Annotated in this window: 14 protein-coding genes; 12 read left to right on the plus strand and 2 right to left on the minus strand. The window is 71.3% G+C overall.

Annotation, left to right across the window (positions count from 1 at the left end; translation table 11 throughout):
• The first annotated feature begins 22 nt into the window (after nt 1-22).
• The 3 genes from pcaDC to IE278_RS10295 all read left to right on the plus strand — a co-directional run bounded on the left by pcaDC (nt 23) and on the right by IE278_RS10295 (nt 2846).
• A complete protein-coding gene (gene pcaDC / locus IE278_RS10285) occupies nt 23-1324 on the plus strand; it encodes a bifunctional 3-oxoadipate enol-lactonase/4-carboxymuconolactone decarboxylase PcaDC (protein WP_189770946.1) in 1302 nt (433 codons plus the stop codon).
• Between the two features lie 61 nt (nt 1325-1385).
• Nucleotides 1386-2021, plus strand: a complete 636-nt coding sequence (locus IE278_RS10290) for an MBL fold metallo-hydrolase (protein WP_189770947.1) — start codon at nt 1386-1388, stop codon at nt 2019-2021.
• A gap of 45 nt (nt 2022-2066) precedes the next feature.
• Nucleotides 2067-2846, plus strand: a complete 780-nt coding sequence (locus IE278_RS10295; protein ID WP_189770948.1) for an exodeoxyribonuclease III — start codon at nt 2067-2069, stop codon at nt 2844-2846.
• 170 nt (nt 2847-3016) lie between these two features.
• On the opposite strand, the gene IE278_RS10300 is transcribed toward IE278_RS10295, so the two are convergent.
• A complete protein-coding gene (locus IE278_RS10300; protein WP_189770950.1) occupies nt 3017-4870 on the minus strand; it encodes an SGNH/GDSL hydrolase family protein in 1854 nt (617 codons plus the stop codon).
• 153 nt (nt 4871-5023) lie between these two features.
• Here IE278_RS10300 and IE278_RS10305 point away from each other — a divergent pair, with 153 nt between their 5' ends.
• Nucleotides 5024-5464, plus strand: a complete 441-nt coding sequence (locus IE278_RS10305) for a DUF6278 family protein (RefSeq protein WP_189770952.1) — start codon at nt 5024-5026, stop codon at nt 5462-5464.
• A gap of 127 nt (nt 5465-5591) precedes the next feature.
• Nucleotides 5592-6335 (plus strand): amino acid ABC transporter ATP-binding protein, encoded by a 744-nt coding sequence (locus IE278_RS10310; protein WP_189770954.1) that lies wholly within the window; start codon nt 5592-5594, stop codon nt 6333-6335.
• A gap of 502 nt (nt 6336-6837) precedes the next feature.
• Here IE278_RS10310 and IE278_RS10315 read toward each other — a convergent pair.
• Nucleotides 6838-7593, minus strand: coding sequence for a hypothetical protein (locus IE278_RS10315; protein ID WP_189770956.1), 756 nt, complete (start codon nt 7591-7593; stop codon nt 6838-6840).
• Nucleotides 7594-7697: 104 nt separating this feature from the next.
• Here IE278_RS10315 and ggt point away from each other — a divergent pair, with 104 nt between their 5' ends.
• The 7 genes from ggt (at nt 7698) to hydA (ending at nt 17833) form a co-directional block, all read left to right on the plus strand.
• Nucleotides 7698-9509 (plus strand): gamma-glutamyltransferase, encoded by a 1812-nt coding sequence (ggt, locus tag IE278_RS10320; protein ID WP_189770957.1) that lies wholly within the window; start codon nt 7698-7700, stop codon nt 9507-9509.
• A 183-nt stretch (nt 9510-9692) separates the two neighbouring features.
• Nucleotides 9693-11264 carry a hypothetical protein gene (locus IE278_RS10325; protein WP_189770958.1) on the plus strand — a complete coding sequence of 524 codons (1572 nt, stop codon included), beginning with the start codon at nt 9693-9695 and terminating at the stop codon, nt 11262-11264.
• Nucleotides 11265-11431: 167 nt separating this feature from the next.
• Complete coding sequence (locus IE278_RS10330; RefSeq protein WP_189770959.1) at nt 11432-12274, plus strand: nitrilase-related carbon-nitrogen hydrolase; 843 nt, start codon at nt 11432-11434, stop codon at nt 12272-12274.
• Nucleotides 12271-13560 (plus strand): aspartate aminotransferase family protein, encoded by a 1290-nt coding sequence (locus IE278_RS10335; protein ID WP_189770960.1) that lies wholly within the window; start codon nt 12271-12273, stop codon nt 13558-13560. Before IE278_RS10330 ends, IE278_RS10335 begins: the two co-directional genes overlap by 4 nt.
• Nucleotides 13561-13649: 89 nt before the next feature.
• Nucleotides 13650-15233 carry a PucR family transcriptional regulator gene (locus IE278_RS10340; protein WP_189770961.1) on the plus strand — a complete coding sequence of 528 codons (1584 nt, stop codon included), beginning with the start codon at nt 13650-13652 and terminating at the stop codon, nt 15231-15233.
• Between the two features lie 155 nt (nt 15234-15388).
• Nucleotides 15389-16231, plus strand: coding sequence for a nitrilase-related carbon-nitrogen hydrolase (locus IE278_RS10345; protein ID WP_189770962.1), 843 nt, complete (start codon nt 15389-15391; stop codon nt 16229-16231).
• 198 nt (nt 16232-16429) lie between these two features.
• Nucleotides 16430-17833, plus strand: coding sequence for a dihydropyrimidinase (hydA, locus tag IE278_RS10350; protein ID WP_189770964.1), 1404 nt, complete (start codon nt 16430-16432; stop codon nt 17831-17833).
• The last annotated feature ends 12 nt before the right edge of the window (nt 17834-17845 follow it).

The raw sequence follows: 17845 nt of genomic DNA on the forward strand, positions 1-17845 counted from the left end.
GAGATGTGGGAGCGTGAGCCGGGTGAGCGACGCACAGACCAACACCCTTCAATACCGCTTTGACGGACCGGAAGACGCACCTGTCCTGATCTTGGGTCCCTCACTGGGCACCACCTGGCACATGTGGGACCGGCAAGTCCCGGAGCTGGCCAAGCAGTGGCGGGTCTTCCGCTTCGACCTGCCCGGCCACGGCGGCGCGCCCGCGCACCCGACCGGTTCGGTCACCGAGCTCGCCGAACGGCTGCTCGCCACCCTCGACGGGCTCGGCGTCCAGCGGTTCGGCTACGCGGGCTGCGCGCTCGGCGGAGCCGTCGGCGCCGAACTGGCCCTGCGCCGCCCCGAGCGCCTCGCCTCGCTCACCCTGATCGCGGCCTCCCCGCGCTTCGGCACGGCCGACGAGTTCCGGCAGCGCGGAGTGATCGTCCGGTCGAACGGCCTCGACCCCATCGCGCGGTCGTCCCCCGAGCGCTGGTTCACGACCGGGTTCGCCGCGGCGCAGCCCGCGATCACCGAGTGGGCCGTGCAGATGGTGCGCACCACCGACCCGGGCTGCTACATCGCCGCCTGCGAGGCGCTCGCCGCGTTCGACATCCGCGCCGACCTCGGCCGTATCGGTGTGCCCACGCTCGTCCTGGTCGGTTCGGACGACCAGGTGACCGGCCCCGCCGAAGCCCGCACCCTGGTCGCCGGAATACCGGACGCCCGCCTCGCGGTCGTCCCCGGCGCCTCCCACCTGGTCCCCGTCGAGCAGCCCGCCGCCGTCACGGACCTTCTCGTACGGCACTTCTCCACGGCCTGGCAGCAGCCCGCCTACGACTCGTCCACCGGCCAGATGTCGGTCGTGGTCCCGCAGGCGAGCCCGGTGCTGTCCGTGCCGCAGCAGGCGTCACCCGTCGCCGAGATAGCCCCCGCCCCGCAGCAGCCCGAGGCGCTGACGGGCAGGGCCGACCCCTACGACGCGGGCATCAAGGTCCGCCGTGAGGTGCTCGGGGACGCCCATGTGGACAGGGCGCTGGCCCAGGCCGACGAGTTCTCCGGGGACTTCCAGGAGTTCATCACCCGCTACGCGTGGGGCGAGATCTGGGACCGGCCGGGCCTCGACCGGCGCTCGCGCAGCTGTGTCACCCTCACCGCCCTGGTCGCGGGCGGCCACCTCGACGAGCTGGCCTTCCACACCCGGGCCGCCCTCCGCAACGGGCTCACCCCGGTCGAGATCAAGGAAGTACTCCTCCAGGCGGCCGTCTACTGCGGCGTACCGGCCGCGAACAGCGCCTTCAAGGTGGCCCAGCAGGTCATCCGCGAGGAGACCACCCCGCAGGAGTGAGCGGCGGGACAGGGCCCCCTCGGGTGAGCCCGCGCCGACGGGCGGAGGCAGGATGGAAGGCATGAAGTTCACAAAGAAGTCGCATGCCTGCGTCCGCCTGGAGAAGGACGGCCGCGTACTCGTCATCGATCCCGGTGTCTTCAGCGAGGAGGACGCCGCCCTCGGCGCGGACGCGATCCTCGTCACCCACGAGCACCCCGACCACTTCAGCGAAGGGCATCTGCGGGCCGGTCTGGAGGCCAACCCCCAGGCGGAGATCTGGACGCTGAAGTCGGTCGCCGACCAGCTCTCGGCCGCGTTCCCGGGCCGGGTGCACACCGTCGGCCACGGCGACACGTTCACCGCCGCGGGCTTCGACGTCCAGGTCCACGGCGAACTGCACGCCGTGATCCACCCGGACATCCCGCGCATCACGAACGTCGGCTACCTCATCGACGGCGGACGCATCTTCCACCCGGGCGACGCCCTCACCCTCCCCGACCACCCCGTCGAGACGCTGCTGCTCCCCGTCCAGGCGCCCTGGAGCAAGATCTCCGAGGTCATCGACTACGTCCGCGAGGTCAAGCCGCAGCGCGCGTACGACATCCACGACGCCCTGCTCACGGACCTCGCGCGCCCCGCCTACGACCGGCAGATCGGCACCCTGGGCGGTTCCGAGCACCTGCGGCTGGCGCCGGGCGAGACCGCCGACCTCTGAGCGGCCGGCCGTCGGCTGTCAGTGCCGCCCGGTAGGTTGTGAGGCATGCGTATCGCCACCTGGAACGTGAACTCGATCACCGCCCGTCTCCCGAGGCTGCTGGCCTGGCTGGAGAGCAGCGGCACGGACGTGCTGTGCATCCAGGAGACGAAGACCACCGCCGAGCAGTTCCCCACCGAGGAGCTGCGCGAGCTGGGTTATGAGTCGGCGGTGAACGCGACGGGCCGGTGGAACGGCGTGGCGGTGGTGTCCCGGGTGGGTCTGGAGGACATCGTGCGGGGCCTGCCCGGCGACCCCGGCTACGAGGGCGTCGAGGAGCCCCGCGCGGTCTCCGCGACCTGTGGCCCGCTGCGCGTCTGGTCGGTGTACGTGCCGAACGGCCGCGAGGTGGACCACCCGCACTACGCGTACAAGCTGCAGTGGTTCGAGGCCCTGAAGGCGGCCGTCGCGGGCGACGCGGCCGGCAGCCGCCCGTTCGCGGTGATGGGCGACTACAACGTGGCTCCGACGGACGACGACGTCTTCGACCGGGCCGTCTTCGAGGGCTCCACCCACGTCACGGCCCCCGAGCGCGCCGCCCTCACCGCCCTGCGCGAGACGGGCCTCTCGGATGTGGTCCCGCGCCCCCTGAAGTACGACCACCCGTTCACGTACTGGGACTACCGCCAGCTCGGCTTCCCCAAGAACCGCGGCATGCGCATCGACCTCGTCTACGGCAACGCCCCCTTCGCGAAGGCGGTCACCGACGCCTACGTGGACCGAGAGGAACGCAAGGGCAAGGGCGCCTCGGACCACGCCCCGGTGGTAGTGGACCTGGACGTATAGCCCACCTCCACCACCCGCGCCCCTGAGGGGCGCGGGGAACGGCGCACCCCAGCCACAGCCGACCCGCCGCTTTTAGGGGCGCGGGGAACTGCGCACCTCAGCCACAGCCGACCCGCCGCCGGACAGCGACCTGCCCTGTCCTGACCTGTCCTGCCCCAAACCGCACCCGCCTACAGCAACCCCAGATCCACAGCCTCAGCCAGCGCAGCGAACCCCGCGTCGCCGGGATGCAGATGATCCCCACTGTCATAGACAGGCAGTATCCGCGCGGGATCCCCCGGATCCCGCAACACCGCGTCGAAGTCGAACACCCCGTCGAACACGGTCCCGGACCCCGCCCGGATCCACCGGTTCACCGCGGTCCGCTCCGCGTCGACCGCGGCCGTGCACCGCGCTTCCCCCGCGCACGGCACGATCGTCGCGGCCAGCACCCGCAGCCCCCGCCCGTGCGCCCGCTCGGCGATCTCCCGCAGCCCGGCCGCGACCTCCTCCGCGCTCGCACCCCAGCGGACGTCGTTGATCCCCTGGAAGACGACGACCGTGCGCGCCGACGTCTGCGCGAGGACGTCCCGGTCGAGGCGGTGCAGCGCGCTCACCCCGCCCGTGTCGGTGGAGACACCGTCTCCGGGGTACCGGTCGGTGACCACGCGGTTCGCCGAGATGCCGTGGTTGAGCACCCCGTAGCGCGGCACCGCACTCTGCTCCTGGAGCCGGTCGGCCAGCAGATCGGGCCAGCGCCGGTTCGCGTCCCGCGTCGACTTCTCGCCGTCGGTGATCGAGTCACCGAGCACCACGACGGACCCCGGCCCACCGCCCCGCCCGGCACCTGACCCGGCACCCACGTCGACACCCGTCAGCAGCGGCCAGTTGAGGATCGTCGAGGTGTACGCGTCCGGCGCGGTGTCGCCGGCGTGGTCGCCGGGCTCGCTGACGTACGACCGCTGGACGGCCAGGCTGTGCACGGGCGCCGCCGTCACCGTTCCCGGCAGATGGAAGCTCACCAGGAGATTGCTGTTCGCGGGCACGTCGAAGCCCAGCGGATCGCTGAACGCCTGCGTCCCCGCGGGGATCCCGGTGCCCGGGGAGCCCCCGAAGGACAGCGGCACGGGAGCGCCGCGCGGGCTCGCCCCGGACGCCTGCACCGCCACCGTCGCGCCGCCGATCCGTACGGGCGCGGACGCGAACGTGTTGTCGAGCCGGATCCGTACCCGTGGTCCGCCCGCCGAGGTGTGCACCACCAGCCGCAGTGTCCGGTCCGTCCAGGGTCCGACAGCCGGCTGGCCGGAGGTCGACGCGGCCCAACTGCCCGTCCAGGCCGGGCTGTCGGAGCGCACGGTCAGGGCGAACACATGCAGGTCGCGGTTGACGGGCAGCTCGACGGAGTCCACCGCGCGCCCTCGGGCGAGCGGCACGGTCACCACGTACAGCCGTGCCTTCTCGGCGAGTTGACCCCCGGGGGTGTTGACGTGGGGGAGGGCCACGGCCTTGGTGGCGAGCGGTCCGACGCGCCAGTCCGACGCGCTCAGCCGGTACGAGGAGCTGGACCCGTCGAGGTAGCGCACCACACCCGTGCCGCTCTCCTCGCCGCCGCCCGTGCCCGCCACCAGGAAGGCGAGGGCGTCACCGTGGCCGCGTACCCGTACGGACTGGCCGTCGGCGCGTACGTTGTCGGGCTCGCCCGGTGTCCGGCGGGGCCAGGTCAGCCGGGCGCCCTGGACTGTCAGCGCGCGTCCCGGTGTCCAGCCGGCGGCGGTCAGGTCCTGCGCCGACAGGGAACGGCCCGAGCCGTCGAAGTCCGCCCCGGCGGGCCGCGTGTCGTCGCTCACGGCCGTGTTGTCGAAGAGCCGCTCCAGGGACAGCGGCCGTTCCCTGACCTGCGGCGCGGCTGTCGCGGCCGTCGCAGGGACGGCGGCTGGCACGGGGACGGCGGCTGGCACGGGGACGGCGGCCGTCGCCGGGACCGTGGCCGTCAGCACGGACAGCAGGGTCAGCGAAACGGTGGTGCTCCACACTCGTCGGCGCACACCGACTCCTCCCGCTCGGGGGTGCCCCGTGAAGCTAAGGAGACGGCAGGGTCCCGTCAATGAGGCAGGCGCGAACTGCGTGCGAACTCCCTGGGAACAGGCGTTCCGCGCGCCCTGTGGTGCGGCGGGTGATACGGATGAAAGGCTGGGTGTATGAACATCCCTTTCCTGGGCAACTGGCGCAAGAAGCGTGGCCCCGCCCAAGGGGTCGCGGTCTTCTCGGACAGCGAGAGCGACCACGAGGGAGTGGCCGAACTGCTCTCCGAATGTGAACTGCTTCGCTCCCAGGCCCACCAGGCGGGGATCGAACTGGACGACACGGTCGCCTCCTTGGAGGCCCTCGACCAACTGCTGCCACGCTGGCGCGACGACGAGGAGAGCCTGCCCTGGCTCGGCAACGACGCCGGCCTCTATCTCGGCACGGTCATCGTCCGTACGGTGCCCGGCGCGCTCTGGGAGGTGTGGCCCAACGGCCGGCCGGTGGTGCGGCTCGTGTCGGGCCGGGAGATCGACGTGGTCGTATCGGGTCACGCGTGGGCGGCCAGCGGAGTCCCCGAACTCTCGCAGCTGTATGCCGAGGTCGCGGAAACGTGAGGCCCTGGCCCGCACCGGCGGAGTAAATACGGCTAATGCCCGAAAGGTGCGTGTCGTGTATTAACTCCACTCTTGTCTGGATAGTTTGCCGCAATCGCGACACTGCTGAGAGTGGGTAGGGCTGAGCATGGCCGTCGATCCGTTGATCGAGCTGCGTGACGTCAACAAGTACTTCGGGGAGCTGCATGTCCTCCAGGACATCAACCTCACCGTCGGCAAGGGGGAGGTGGTCGTGGTCATCGGCCCCTCGGGGTCGGGCAAGTCGACCCTCTGCAGGGCGATCAACCGTCTGGAGCCCATCGGGTCCGGTGAGATCAGACTGGACGGACAGCCGCTGGCGGAGGAGGGCAGGGAACTCGCGAAACTCCGCGCCGAGGTCGGGATGGTCTTCCAGTCCTTCAACCTCTTCGCGCACAAGACGGTCCTGCAGAACGTCTCACTGGCGCAGATGAAGGTGCGCGGCCGGAAGAAGGCCCAGGCCGACAAGCGCTCGCTCGAACTCCTCGACCGGGTGGGACTCGTCTCGCAGGCGCCGAAGTACCCGGCGCAGCTCTCCGGCGGTCAGCAGCAGCGCGTGGCCATCGCCCGCGCCCTCGCGATGGATCCCAAGGTCCTCCTGTTCGACGAGCCGACCTCGGCGCTCGACCCGGAGATGATCAACGAGGTTCTGGAGGTCATGCAGCAGCTCGCGCGCGACGGAATGACGATGGTCGTCGTCACCCACGAGATGGGCTTCGCGCGTTCGGCGGCCAATCGGGTCGTCTTCATGGCCGACGGCCGCATCGTCGAGGACCGCACCCCCGAGGAGTTCTTCACCGACCCACGCAGTCACCGTGCCAAGGATTTTCTCTCCAAGATCCTCACACACTGAGCGGGGGAGCGTGATCATGATCCGTACGGCTCGTGCGGCACGGGTACGCCCTGGATCCCATGGACCCCACGGATCTCGTGGATACCGAGGATCCCGCGGTGGGGCCCAACCAGCCGTCCACGCCCCCGAGTCGGCTCCGTGTCCCGGTGCCGGTGCGGGTCTCCGCCATGTCGGTGAGCGGGCCGGGGGACGGGCCGCGCCGGGTCTCGACTACGCTTTGTCGTTCATCCCCGCGGTGACAGAGGCTGTCGTAGGCGCCTCGGCCGACCCAGGGACGCTGCTGCCGGGCACGCGGTAGCGAGGGGCAATGGCCCGTCCGGCGGCAGCCGGGGATCACTGCTCACGCAGCGGGACCGACACGCACCACGGGTCGGGCGCTGGTGAGCAGAAGGTCAGCTGCGCCGGTCGGGTTGTGCTCGCCCCCAGGGGCGGGAACGCTCCGACAGGCTCCGAGGCTCCACAGGCCCCACAGGTCCCGGAGCGCCCGATGAGTGGTTCGTCCCTAGGACGCCCGATGGGTGGTCCGGGTGGCCCCCTCGGGCAGGGGAGTCTGGGCGGCACGGGTGACGTCCGCGACCAGCTCGACGACGTCCGGCCCGTACGCCTGGGAGTTCACGACCTTCAGCAGGAGCGCGAAGGAGTTGTCGCCGTGCTTGCGGTACAGCCGCTCGTGGTTGCGGGCCAGATAACGGGTCGCCGCCTGGTTGGTGATCGCACGCTGCCCGCAGAAGAGGAACACGGGCCTGCTCGGGCCCTGCTGCGCGGCAGTGAGCCGCGCGAGCAGTACGTACTCGGCCAGCCCGGGCTGCATACGGTGGCGATCGGTGCCTATCTGGAACGCGAGGCGGTCAGGACCCGGTTCCGGATCGACGTTCACGCGCACCCCCGGCAGCATGGCCTGCATATGGGCGGCCATGCGGCGGTTGGACCCGGGGCCGCCGACACAGAACTCCGTGCGTTCACCGAAGCCCTGCCGTGCCGCGTCCTGCGTGATCACGTCGGCGTGCGCGTTGCAGTCCTTGATCAGCGCGGCCAGCTCCAGGAGCGCGAACACGTCGTAGCGGTGCACGGCCAGATCGGGGCTGCCTGCGTCGCGGTTGACCACGAGCAGCGACTCGGAGTGGTCGGGCAGCCCGAAGAAGGCCTGCTTGCGGCGGAGCTTGCGCTTCCACAGGTAGGTCCGGGCGAGCCAGCCCAGCGAGGCGCTGAGGCCCGCCGCGATCACTCCGAGGACGATGTTGCGCACGTCGTCATTCATGGGCGCGCATGTTAGCGGGCGAGCGCATCCGTGTTCGAGAGGTGCCTGACGCGGCCATGCCGAGGAAGTTACGCTGCGCAGAGAATCGCTGACTGGAGGTACTGATGGGGCGCTCGGTCGCGCGGAGACTTGCTGTGCTGGCGGTGTCGGCCGCTGTGGTGTCGGTGGGGGCGGCGCCGCCCTCCTCGGGGGCCGCCGCGGGCGGTTCAGGCCCGGCGGAGAAGGTGCCGGTGGCCGTCGGGTACGGCGGGGCCGTCGCGAGCGTCGACGCGGACGCCTCGGCCGCCGGTGTGGAGATCCTCCGCAAGGGCGGCAACGCGGTGGACGCGGCCGTCGCCACGGCGGCGGCCCTCGGCGTCACCGAGCCGTACTCGTCGGGCATCGGCGGAGGCGGCTACTTCGTCTACTACGACGCCAGGTCCCGTACGGTGCACACGATCGACGGCCGGGAGACGGCGCCCCTGACGGCCGACTCGGGGCTCTTCCTGGAGAACGGGCAGCCGATCCCGTTCGCCGACGCGGTGACCAGCGGCCTGGGCGTGGGCACACCCGGTACGCCCGCCACCTGGCAGACCGCGCTGGACAGTTGGGGCAGCAAGCGGCTCGGGCCGCTGCTGAAGCCCGCCGAGCGGCTGGCGCGGGACGGGTTCACCGTCGACGACACGTTCCGCTCGCAGACCGCGTCCAACGAGGCACGGTTCAGGAACTTCCCCGACACGGCCGAGCTGTTCCTGCCGGGCGGCTCGCTGCCGGTGGTCGGCTCGACGTTCAAGAACCCCGATCTGGCGCGTACGTACCGGGAGTTGGGCCGCAAGGGCGTGGGCGCGCTGTACCGCGGCGAACTCGCCGAGGACATCGTCGACACGGTCAACGAGCCGCCGGTGGACCCCGCTTCGGGATACAACGCCCGCCCGGGCGACCTCACGCTGAAGGACCTGGCGACGTACCGGGCGAAGCGGCAGGCGCCCACGAAGACCTCGTACCGCGGTCTGGGTGTCTACTCCATCGCGCCCTCCTCCTCCGGCGGGACCACGGTCGGTGAGGCGCTCAACATCCTGGAGAACACCGACCTCTCGAAGGCCTCTGACGTCCAGTACCTGCACCGCTACATCGAGGCGAGCCGGATCGCCTTCGCGGACCGGGGGCGCTGGGTGGGCGACCCGGCCTTCGAGGACGTACCGACGAAGGAACTGCTGTCGCAACGGTTCGCCGATTCACGTGAGTGCCTGATCAAGGACGACGCGGTGCTCACGAGTCCGCTGGCGCCGGGCGACCCGCGCGACCCGGCGGCGTGCGCGGCCGGTGGCACCGCCGCGCCGACGACGTACGAGGGTGAGAACACGACCCATCTGACGGCCGCCGACAAGTGGGGCAACGTCGTCGCCTACACGCTCACCATCGAGCAGACCGGCGGCAGCGGGATCACCGTCCCGGACCGCGGGTTCATCCTGAACAACGAACTGACCGACTTCTCCTTCGCCCCGGCGAGCCCGGCCGTGCACGACCCGAACCTGCCCGGGCCCGGCAAGCGTCCGCGCTCGTCGATCTCGCCGACGATCGTGCTCGACCGGCACGCGAAGCCGGTGGTGGCGCTGGGCTCGCCCGGTGGCGCGACCATCGTCACGACCGTGCTGCAGACGCTGACTGGCTTCCTCGACCGGGGGCTGCCGCTCGTCGACGCGATCGCCGCCCCGCGGGCCAGCCAGCGCAACCAGACGACCACCGAGCTCGAACCGGGCCTGTGGAACAGCCCGTTGAGGACGCGGCTGGAAGGAATCGGCCACGGCTTCCGCCAGAACCCGGAGATCGGCGCGGCGACCGGTGTCCAACGCCTCCCGGACGGCAAGTGGCTGGCGGCCGCGGAGACCGTACGCAGGGGTGGCGGCTCGGCGATGGTGGTGCGGCCTGTCCGCTAGCCGCGGCCATCACCGGTCACGCCGCAGCTGGTTGCACTGTTCCCCGCGCAAGCTTCGGGCCTGACGTTCCGGGGTGGTAACCGCACTCTGCGTCCAGGTCGAAAACTCGTCGTAGTACGTCCGTAACACGAATGGTGTTTTCTGCCATATTGGAGTGCTCCGGTCCGGCGTGGGGTGAACGCAATGACAGTGGAACAACTCCCGGACCAAGTACGGGAGTTCGCGCAGTACCTCACCGGCCTGCTGTCCCGGCTCGACCAGGGCGGCGGCTGGTGCGGTGTGTTCTGGCAGCGCGACCCCGACGGGATGCGGGCCTGCCTGGACGGCTGGGAGGTACCGCCCTGGGACGTCGTGGAGGCCATCCTCCAGGATCTGGGCGCCGAGTACGGTGACCGGGCGGCGGCGCGGGAGACCGAGCGGGCCAGGCCCCTGCACGCCGCCTCCCTCGCCGCGTACGACACACGGCCGGGCGGTCGTGACGCTCTCGGCGACCGGCTCGACGTCATGCTGCGCGAACAGCGCTATGCCGCCGAACGGCTCGCGGAACTGGGGCGTTCGCTTCCCGCGGCCACCACCGAGGAGGAGGGCGACTCCCTCCGCCTCGATCTGGCGTGGGCCCGCGACGACCACGACCGCGCGACAGCCCGGTGCGCCGAGATCCGTGCCCGTATCGAGGCGTTGGACCGGCGTACGGTGGACGGCCGCGCCCGGAGCGGGGACGACGGCCTTGGCTCCGCTCGGCCGACCGCCCGGGCAGCCGCCCCGCGCCTGGGCGTGCAGCGTCCGGCGCCGGACGAGGACGACTGGCCGGACCTCTGGCGCGACGCCTCCGCGGACCGGGCCGCACGACAGGACGCCGCGGCCCGGGCCGCCTCTGTCCCGGGAGACCGGGCGGCCCACCCCGAAGCCCAGGAAGCTCCCGGAGCCGCCGAGCACCCCGTCCCTCCCGAGGCTCCCGCGCCCAGACAGCGCTCCAAGCGCCGCCTCCGGAGCGGCGCCCGGGGCAGCGCCCGCTTCGCCGGCATGACGGACGCGACCGCGGAAGTGACCACGGACGCGACCACCGGCCCGGGTGCGGACAGGAGCGAAGGGGCCGCGAGCAGCGCCGTGACCCCCGTGCCGCCCGTACCGCAGCCCACGGACCGCACCCCCCGGGGCGCCCGGTTCGCGGGAGGGGCCGAGGAGGGCGGCGGGCAGCCGGCAGCGCGGCGCGAACCGCTGGACGACGAGGCGCGGCGGACCACCGTCGAGACCGTGGCGACGCTCGTCCGGCTGCGGGGCGAGGGCCGTACCGGTGAGGCGCACGCCGTGCTGGTCGAGGCCGCGCAGTGGCCCGCGGCCCGCTTTCCGCTCCTCGCCGCCGAACTGCACCGTGCCGGGCTCGACGCCGACTGGGCCTCCCTCCTGTGGGAGGCGGTCTCGCTGCCCGCCGACCGGCTGGTCGCCGCGGCCGACGCGCTGGTGGCGGCCGGACGTACCGCGGACGGCCGGCAGATGCTGCGGCAGGGCGTCGCACGCCCCGCCCCGGAGATCGGCGAGGCGGTCCTGGGCCTCGTCGCGGAGGGGCGGCACCGCGAGGTCCGCGCCCTCCTGGACGCGTACGTCCGTGTGCGCACCCCGGAGGAAGCCGCCCGCAGTATCGACGCCGACCCGCAGTTCCTCGCCCCGCTCCTCCTGGAGGCGGCCCGTGACGTCTCGGAGCAGCGCTACTGGGATCTGATCCACGCCCTGCGCGTGGCCGGCTACACCGCCTGAGACGGAAGCCCCCGTCCCGCTCACCCACAGGGGTGTGAAACATGATCGACTCCGCCGGTTAACGACGATGGTCTTGCCCAGGGCAGCGCCGAGGCTTACTTTCAGGGCTCTACGCCCCGTGTCTACGGGCGTAGAGGCTCTCTGACGTCACGTCGAAGGAGCAGCTCATGGCCCACGTCGTACGCGCCGCTCTGGTCCAGGCCACCTGGACCGGCGACACCGCATCCATGGTCGCCAAGCACGAGGAGCACGCCCGCGAGGCGGCCCGTCAGGGCGCCAAGATCATCGGCTTCCAGGAAGTCTTCAACGCCCCCTACTTCTGTCAGGTCCAGGAGCCCGAGCACTACCGCTGGGCGGAACCCGTACCGGACGGACCGACCGTCACCCGGATGCGGGAACTCGCCCGCGAGACCGGCATGGTCGTCGTGGTCCCGGTCTTCGAGGTCGAACAGTCCGGCTTCTACTACAACACCGCCGCGGTCATCGACGCCGACGGCACGTATCTCGGCAAGTACCGCAAGCACCACATCCCGCAGGTCAAGGGCTTCTGGGAGAAGTACTACTTCAAACCGGGCAACCTCGGCTGGCCCGTCTTCGACACCGCGGTCGGCAAGGTCGGCGTCTACATCTGCTACGACCGCCACTTCCCGGAGGGCTGGCGGCAGCTCGGCCTGAACGGCGCCCAGCTCGTCTACAACCCGTCGGCGACCTCCCGGGGCCTGTCCGCCCACCTGTGGCAGCTGGAGCAGCCGGCCGCCGCCGTCGCCAACGAGTACTTCGTCGCCGCGATCAACCGGGTCGGCGAGGAGGAGTACGGGGACAACGACTTCTACGGGACCTCGTACTTCGTCGACCCGCGCGGCCAGTTCGTCGGCGAGCCCGCGAGCGACAAGAGCGAGGAACTCGTCGTCCGCGACCTGGACCTGGACCTGATCGAGGAGGTCCGGCAGCAGTGGGCGTTCTACCGGGACCGCCGCCCCGACGCGTACGAAGGGCTGGTGCAGCCGTGAGCGAGGACCTGCTGGGCCGTCACCGGGCCGTCCTGCCGGACTGGCTCGCCCTCTACTACGCGAACCCGCTGGAGCTCACCCACGGCGAGGGCCGCCACGTCTGGGACGCCGAGGGCACCAGGTACCTCGACTTCTTCGGCGGCATCCTCACCACGATGACCGCGCACGCCCTGCCCGAGGTCACGAAGGCCGTCAGTGAGCAGGCCGGCCGGCTCAACCATTCCTCCACGCTCTACCTCAACCGGCCGATGGTCGACCTGGCCGAGCGGATCGCGAAACTGTCGGGCATCCCCGACGCACGTGTCTTCTTCACGACCTCGGGCACCGAGGCCAACGACACGGCCCTGCTCCTGGCCACCGCGTACCGCCGCAGCAACCAGATCCTGGCGATGCGCAACAGCTACCACGGGCGTTCGTTCAGCGCGGTCGGCATCACCGGCAACAAGAGCTGGTCACCGACCAGCCTGTCGCCCCTCCAGACGCTGTACGTGCACGGCGGCGTCCGCACCCGCGGCCCGTACGCCGATCTCGACGACGCCGGTTTCATCGCGGCCTGCGTCGCCGACCTGGAGGACCTGCTCGGGCATGTGCGCGCGCCCGCGGCCCTGATCGCCGAGCCCGTCCAGGGTGTCGGCGGCTTCACCTCACCGCCGGACGGCCTGTACGCGGCCTTCCGCGAGGTCCTCGCCGAGCGCGGCATCCTGTGGATCGCCGACGAGGTGCAGACCGGCTGGGGCAGGACCGGCGACCACTTCTGGGGCTGGCAGGCGCACGGGCAGCACGGGCCGCCCGACATCCTCACCTTCGCCAAGGGCATCGGCAACGGCATGTCCATCGGCGGGGTCGTCGCCCGCGCCGAGATCATGAACTGCCTCGACTCCCACTCCATCTCCACCTTCGGCGGCACCCAGGTCACCATGGCCGCGGGCCTCGCCAACCTCATGTACCTCCTGGAGCACGACCTCCAGGGAAACGCCCGCAGGGTCGGCGGACTGCTCATCGAGCGGCTGCGGGCCGTCGCCGAACAGTTCCCGGGCGTACGGGAAGTGCGGGGCCGCGGCCTCATGATCGGCGTCGAGCTGGTGAAGCCCGGCACCGACGACGCCGATCCGGACGCGGCGGCCGCCGTGCTCGAAGCGGCCCGCGAGGAGGGCCTGTTGATCGGCAAGGGCGGTGGTCACAGCACCAGCGTCCTGCGGATCGCGCCGCCCCTTTCCCTCACCGTCGCGGAGGCCGAGGAGGGCGCCGCGATGCTGGAGCGCGCCCTGCGGAGCTCCCGACTCTGAGCGGGGCGTCCGATCTGGGCAGCAGTCAACTCCGTGGAGGGGTCGGCTCCGAGGAGTGTTCGGTACCGCGAGATTGAAGGTTCGCCCTGATGACGACCGCCGCCTCGGAACCCGCCCTGTCGGTCCGGCAGATCCTCGCCCTGGAGCGGGTGCTCGCCGGGGAGCCCGAGGTGGTGGCGGGCGCGGGCCAGCTCGACCGGCCCGTGCGCTGGGTGCACGTCGCCGAGGCCGCCGACGTCGGTGTGATGCTCAGCGGTGGCGAGATGGTCCTCACCACCGGCGTGCTGCTCGCGGGCGACCGGGAGGCGCAGGCCGAGTACATCCGCTCCCTGCACCGCGCGGAGGCCTCGGCCGTCGTCCTCGGACTCGGCCGGGCCTTTCCCGCGCCGCCCGAGGTGATGCGCCGGGCCGCCGAACGGTGCGGGCTGCCGATGGTGGTCCTGCACCGCCCGTTCCCCTTCGCCGAACTCACCGAAGAGGTGCAATCCCGGCTCGTACGAAGGAAGTTCGCGGCCGTCAGCCTCTCGGAGGCCGTCCGCACCGCGCTGACCGGGCTCATCACGACGGGCGCCCCGCTGCAACGGCTGCTCGACGAGATCGCCGGCCACAGCGCCTGCCCGGTGGTCGTCACCAACCTCGCCCACCGGGTCCTCGCCACGGCGGGGGAGCGGTCCGCGGTCGACGACGTGCTGCGCGACTGGGAGCGCATCGCGCGGCAGGCGGGCGGCAGCGAGGGCGACGGCTGGGTCCGCGCCGAACTGGGCGGACGCGGTGAACGCTGGGGCCGCATCGTGCTCTGCGGCTACCGCGGCGACACCGCCACCGGGCGGCTCCTCGCCGACCGGGCCGCCGAAGCGCTCGTCCTGCACCGGATGCTCGGCGGCCCCGCGCACTCCTGGGAGGAGCAGTCCGCGCAGAGCCTGCTCACCGACCTCGTCTCCGGAGCCGTACCGGCCAGACACCTGCTGCCCCGGGCCCGCGCGGCCGGACTGCCGGTCAACCGACGGACGTTCGTGCCGCTGGCCGTACGGGGTGCGGGCGCGGCCCGACTCCTGCGCGTACTGCGACTGTTGGGGCTCCCCGGACTCGTCGCCGAACTGGCGGACGGGGTCACCGCCGTCCTGCTGAGCCTCGCCAGGGACCAGGACGCCGAAGCGCTCGCCGCGCACTTCGCCACCCGGCTGCGTACGGAACCGGGCGGCGGCCTGCCGCGGGACCAGGAGCCCGCGGCCGTCGTCGCCGCCGCGGACGCGCGGACCGGGTGGGACGACGTGCCCGCGGGGCTGCGCGAGGCCCGGCACGTGGCCGACTCGGTGGCCGAGAGCCCGGCCGACCTGGACCTCCCCGTCGTCGTGCGGCTGCGGGACGTCCACCTGCGCGGGCTGGTGCGGCTGCTGCGTGACGACCCGCACGTCCAGTCCTTCGCGGAACGGGAGCTGGACGGGCTGCTGTGCGGCGCCGACGCGGAGGCGGAGCTGCTGCCGGTGCTGCGGACGTATCTGGCCACCGGCCGCAACAAGTCGCGTACCGCACAGCTCCACCATGTCTCCCGGCCCGCGCTGTACCGGCGGCTGGAGTCCATAGAGGCCCGGCTCGGAGTCGACCTCGACGACTTCGAACAGGCCGCCTCCATCCACATCGCCCTCCTCGCGCACGACGCGCAACAACGCTGAAACATGGAACGACCTGGGAAAACGGTGGTGAAACATGGGCCTTGGCAAGGGTGACACCGTGGAACGCCACGCCCCCGCAGACGTGACACGCTGCAACTCAAAGTCCCCATCAGGGCTTCCTAGGCTCGCCGCACACCCAGCGACCGGAGGTCCCGATGAGCAGAGTGATCCGCGCCGCCGTCTTCCAGACCGCGTGGACGGGCGACAAGGAATCGATGATCCAGGTCCACGAGCAGGCGGTCCGCGACGCGGCCGCGCAGGGCGCTCAGGTCCTGTGCTTCCAGGAGCTGTTCTACGGGCCGTACTTCTGCCAGGTCCAGGACAAGGCGTTCTACGAGTACGCCGAGCGGATCCCCGAGGGCCCGATCGTCCGCCGATTCCAGTCCCTGGCTTCGGAGTTGGGCATCGTCCTCGTCCTGCCGATGTACGAGGAGGAGCAGCCCGGCGTCCTCTACAACACCTCGGCGGTGATCGACGCCGACGGCTCGTACCTCGGCAAGTACCGCAAGCACCACATCCCGCAGGTCGAGGGCTTCTGGGAGAAGTTCTACTTCCGTCCCGGCAACAGCGGTTGGCCGGTCTTCGACACCGCGGTCGGCAAGGTCGGCGTGTACATCTGCTACGACCGGCACTTCCCGGAGGGCTGGCGTGCGCTCGGGCTCGCCGGGGCCGAGATCGTCTTCAACCCCTCGGCCACCTCGCGCGGCCTTTCCGCCTACCTCTGGCAGTTGGAGCAGCCGGCGGCGGCCGTCGCCAACGAGTACTTCGTGGGCGCCATCAACCGTGTGGGTGTGGAGGAGCTGGGCTCCAACGACTTCTACGGGACCTCGTACTTCGTGGACCCGGAAGCACAGTTCGTCGGAGAGGTGGCGAGCGACAAGGAGACCGAACTCGTGGTCCGCGACCTGGACATGGACAAACTCCGCACGGTCCGCGACCGCTGGCAGTTCTACCGCGACCGCCGCCCGGACGCCTACGGCCCCCTGACGGCCCCCTGAGCACCGACCCCGGCCCGGGACCCCGGAAAGGGGCGCGGGGAACTGCGCACCCGGCCACGACACCAAGGGGGCGTGGATCGCCCGCTCAGCCACGAGGCCTTCAGGGGCGCGGGGAACTGCGCACCCGGCCACGACGTACCCGCACCCATCCACCGCCCTCCACCGGAGGTGCCCGTCCGGACAGACAGGAGACGAAGCATGAGCAGCCGTACAGTCATCCGCGGTGGCCTAGTGATCACCGCGTCGGACGAACTGCACGCGGACGTCCTCATCGAGGACACCCGCATCGCCGCGATCGCCGCGCCCGGCACCTCCGCCGCCGAGGCCTGGACGGCAGAGCGCACCATCGACGCCACCGGCAAGTACGTGATCCCGGGCGGCGTCGACGCCCACACCCACATGGAACTGCCCTTCGGCGGCACCTTCGCCTCCGACACCTTCGAGACCGGCACCCGAGCCGCCGCCTGGGGCGGCACGACCACGATCATCGACTTCGCGGTCCAGAGCGTCGGCCGCTCCCTGCGCGAGGGCCTGGACGCCTGGAACGCCAAAGCCGACGGCAAGTGCGCCATCGACTACGGCTTCCACATGATCGTCTCCGACGTCAACCAGGACACCCTCAAGGAGATGGACCTGCTGGTCGAGGAGGGCGTCACCTCCTTCAAGCAGTTCATGGCCTACCCCGGCGTCTTCTACAGCGACGACGGCCAGATCCTGCGCGCCATGCAGCGCTCCGCCGAGAACGGCGGCCTGATCATGATGCACGCCGAGAACGGCATCGCGATCGACGTGCTCGTGGAACAGGCACTCGCCCGGGGCGAGACCGACCCCCGCTTCCACGGCGAGGTCCGCAAGGCCCTCCTGGAGGCCGAGGCCACCCACCGCGCCATCAAGCTCGCCCAGGTGGCCGGCGCCCCGCTGTACGTCGTGCACGTCTCGGCGACGGAGGCCGTCGCCGAGCTGGCGCGGGCCCGCGACGAGGGCCTGAACGTCTTCGGCGAGACCTGTCCGCAGTACCTGTTCCTCTCGACGGACAACCTGGCGGAGCCGGACTTCGAGGGCGCGAAGTACGTGTGCTCGACCCCGCTGCGGCCCAAGGAGCACCAGGCCGCCCTGTGGCGGGGGCTGCGCACCAACGACCTCCAGGTCGTCTCCACCGACCACTGCCCCTTCTGCTTCGTGGGCCAGAAGGAGCTGGGCCGGGGCGACTTCTCGAAGATCCCCAACGGTCTGCCGGGCGTCGAGAACCGCATGGACCTGCTGCACCAGGCCGTCGTCGACGGCCACATCTCGCGCCGCCGCTGGATCGAGATCGCCTGCGCGACCCCGGCCCGGATGTTCGGCCTGTACCCGAAGAAGGGGACGATCGCGCCGGGCGCCGACGCGGACGTCGTCATCTACGACCCGCACGCCGAGCAGGTCATGTCCGCCGAGACCCACCACATGAACGTCGACTACTCGGCGTACGAGGGCAGGCGCACCACCGGCCGTGTCGAGACGGTCCTGTCGCGCGGCACACCCGTCATCACCGGGCGGGAGTTCACCGGCCGTGCCGGGCACGGCATGTACACCCCCCGCTCTACCTGTCAGTACCTTCTCTGAGCGACCAGGAGT

The organism is Streptomyces tauricus (genome assembly GCF_014650955.1).
GTDB classification, from domain to species: domain Bacteria; phylum Actinomycetota; class Actinomycetes; order Streptomycetales; family Streptomycetaceae; genus Streptomyces; species Streptomyces tauricus.

Bases quoted from the DNA above. Each gene is read 5' to 3' on its own strand.
- IE278_RS10290 (WP_189770947.1), top strand. From the start codon at position 1,386: ATGAAGTTCACAAAGAAGTCGCATGCCTGCGTCCGCCTGGAGAAGGAC.
- IE278_RS10295 (WP_189770948.1), top strand. From the start codon at position 2,067: ATGCGTATCGCCACCTGGAACGTGAACTCGATCACCGCCCGTCTCCCG.
- IE278_RS10305 (WP_189770952.1), top strand. From the start codon at position 5,024: ATGAACATCCCTTTCCTGGGCAACTGGCGCAAGAAGCGTGGCCCCGCC.
- IE278_RS10310 (WP_189770954.1), top strand. From the start codon at position 5,592: ATGGCCGTCGATCCGTTGATCGAGCTGCGTGACGTCAACAAGTACTTC.
- IE278_RS10315 (WP_189770956.1), bottom strand. From the start codon at position 7,593: ATGAATGACGACGTGCGCAACATCGTCCTCGGAGTGATCGCGGCGGGC.
- ggt (WP_189770957.1), top strand. From the start codon at position 7,698: ATGGGGCGCTCGGTCGCGCGGAGACTTGCTGTGCTGGCGGTGTCGGCC.
- IE278_RS10325 (WP_189770958.1), top strand. From the start codon at position 9,693: ATGACAGTGGAACAACTCCCGGACCAAGTACGGGAGTTCGCGCAGTAC.
- IE278_RS10330 (WP_189770959.1), top strand. From the start codon at position 11,432: ATGGCCCACGTCGTACGCGCCGCTCTGGTCCAGGCCACCTGGACCGGC.
- IE278_RS10340 (WP_189770961.1), top strand. From the start codon at position 13,650: ATGACGACCGCCGCCTCGGAACCCGCCCTGTCGGTCCGGCAGATCCTC.
- IE278_RS10345 (WP_189770962.1), top strand. From the start codon at position 15,389: ATGAGCAGAGTGATCCGCGCCGCCGTCTTCCAGACCGCGTGGACGGGC.
- hydA (WP_189770964.1), top strand. From the start codon at position 16,430: ATGAGCAGCCGTACAGTCATCCGCGGTGGCCTAGTGATCACCGCGTCG.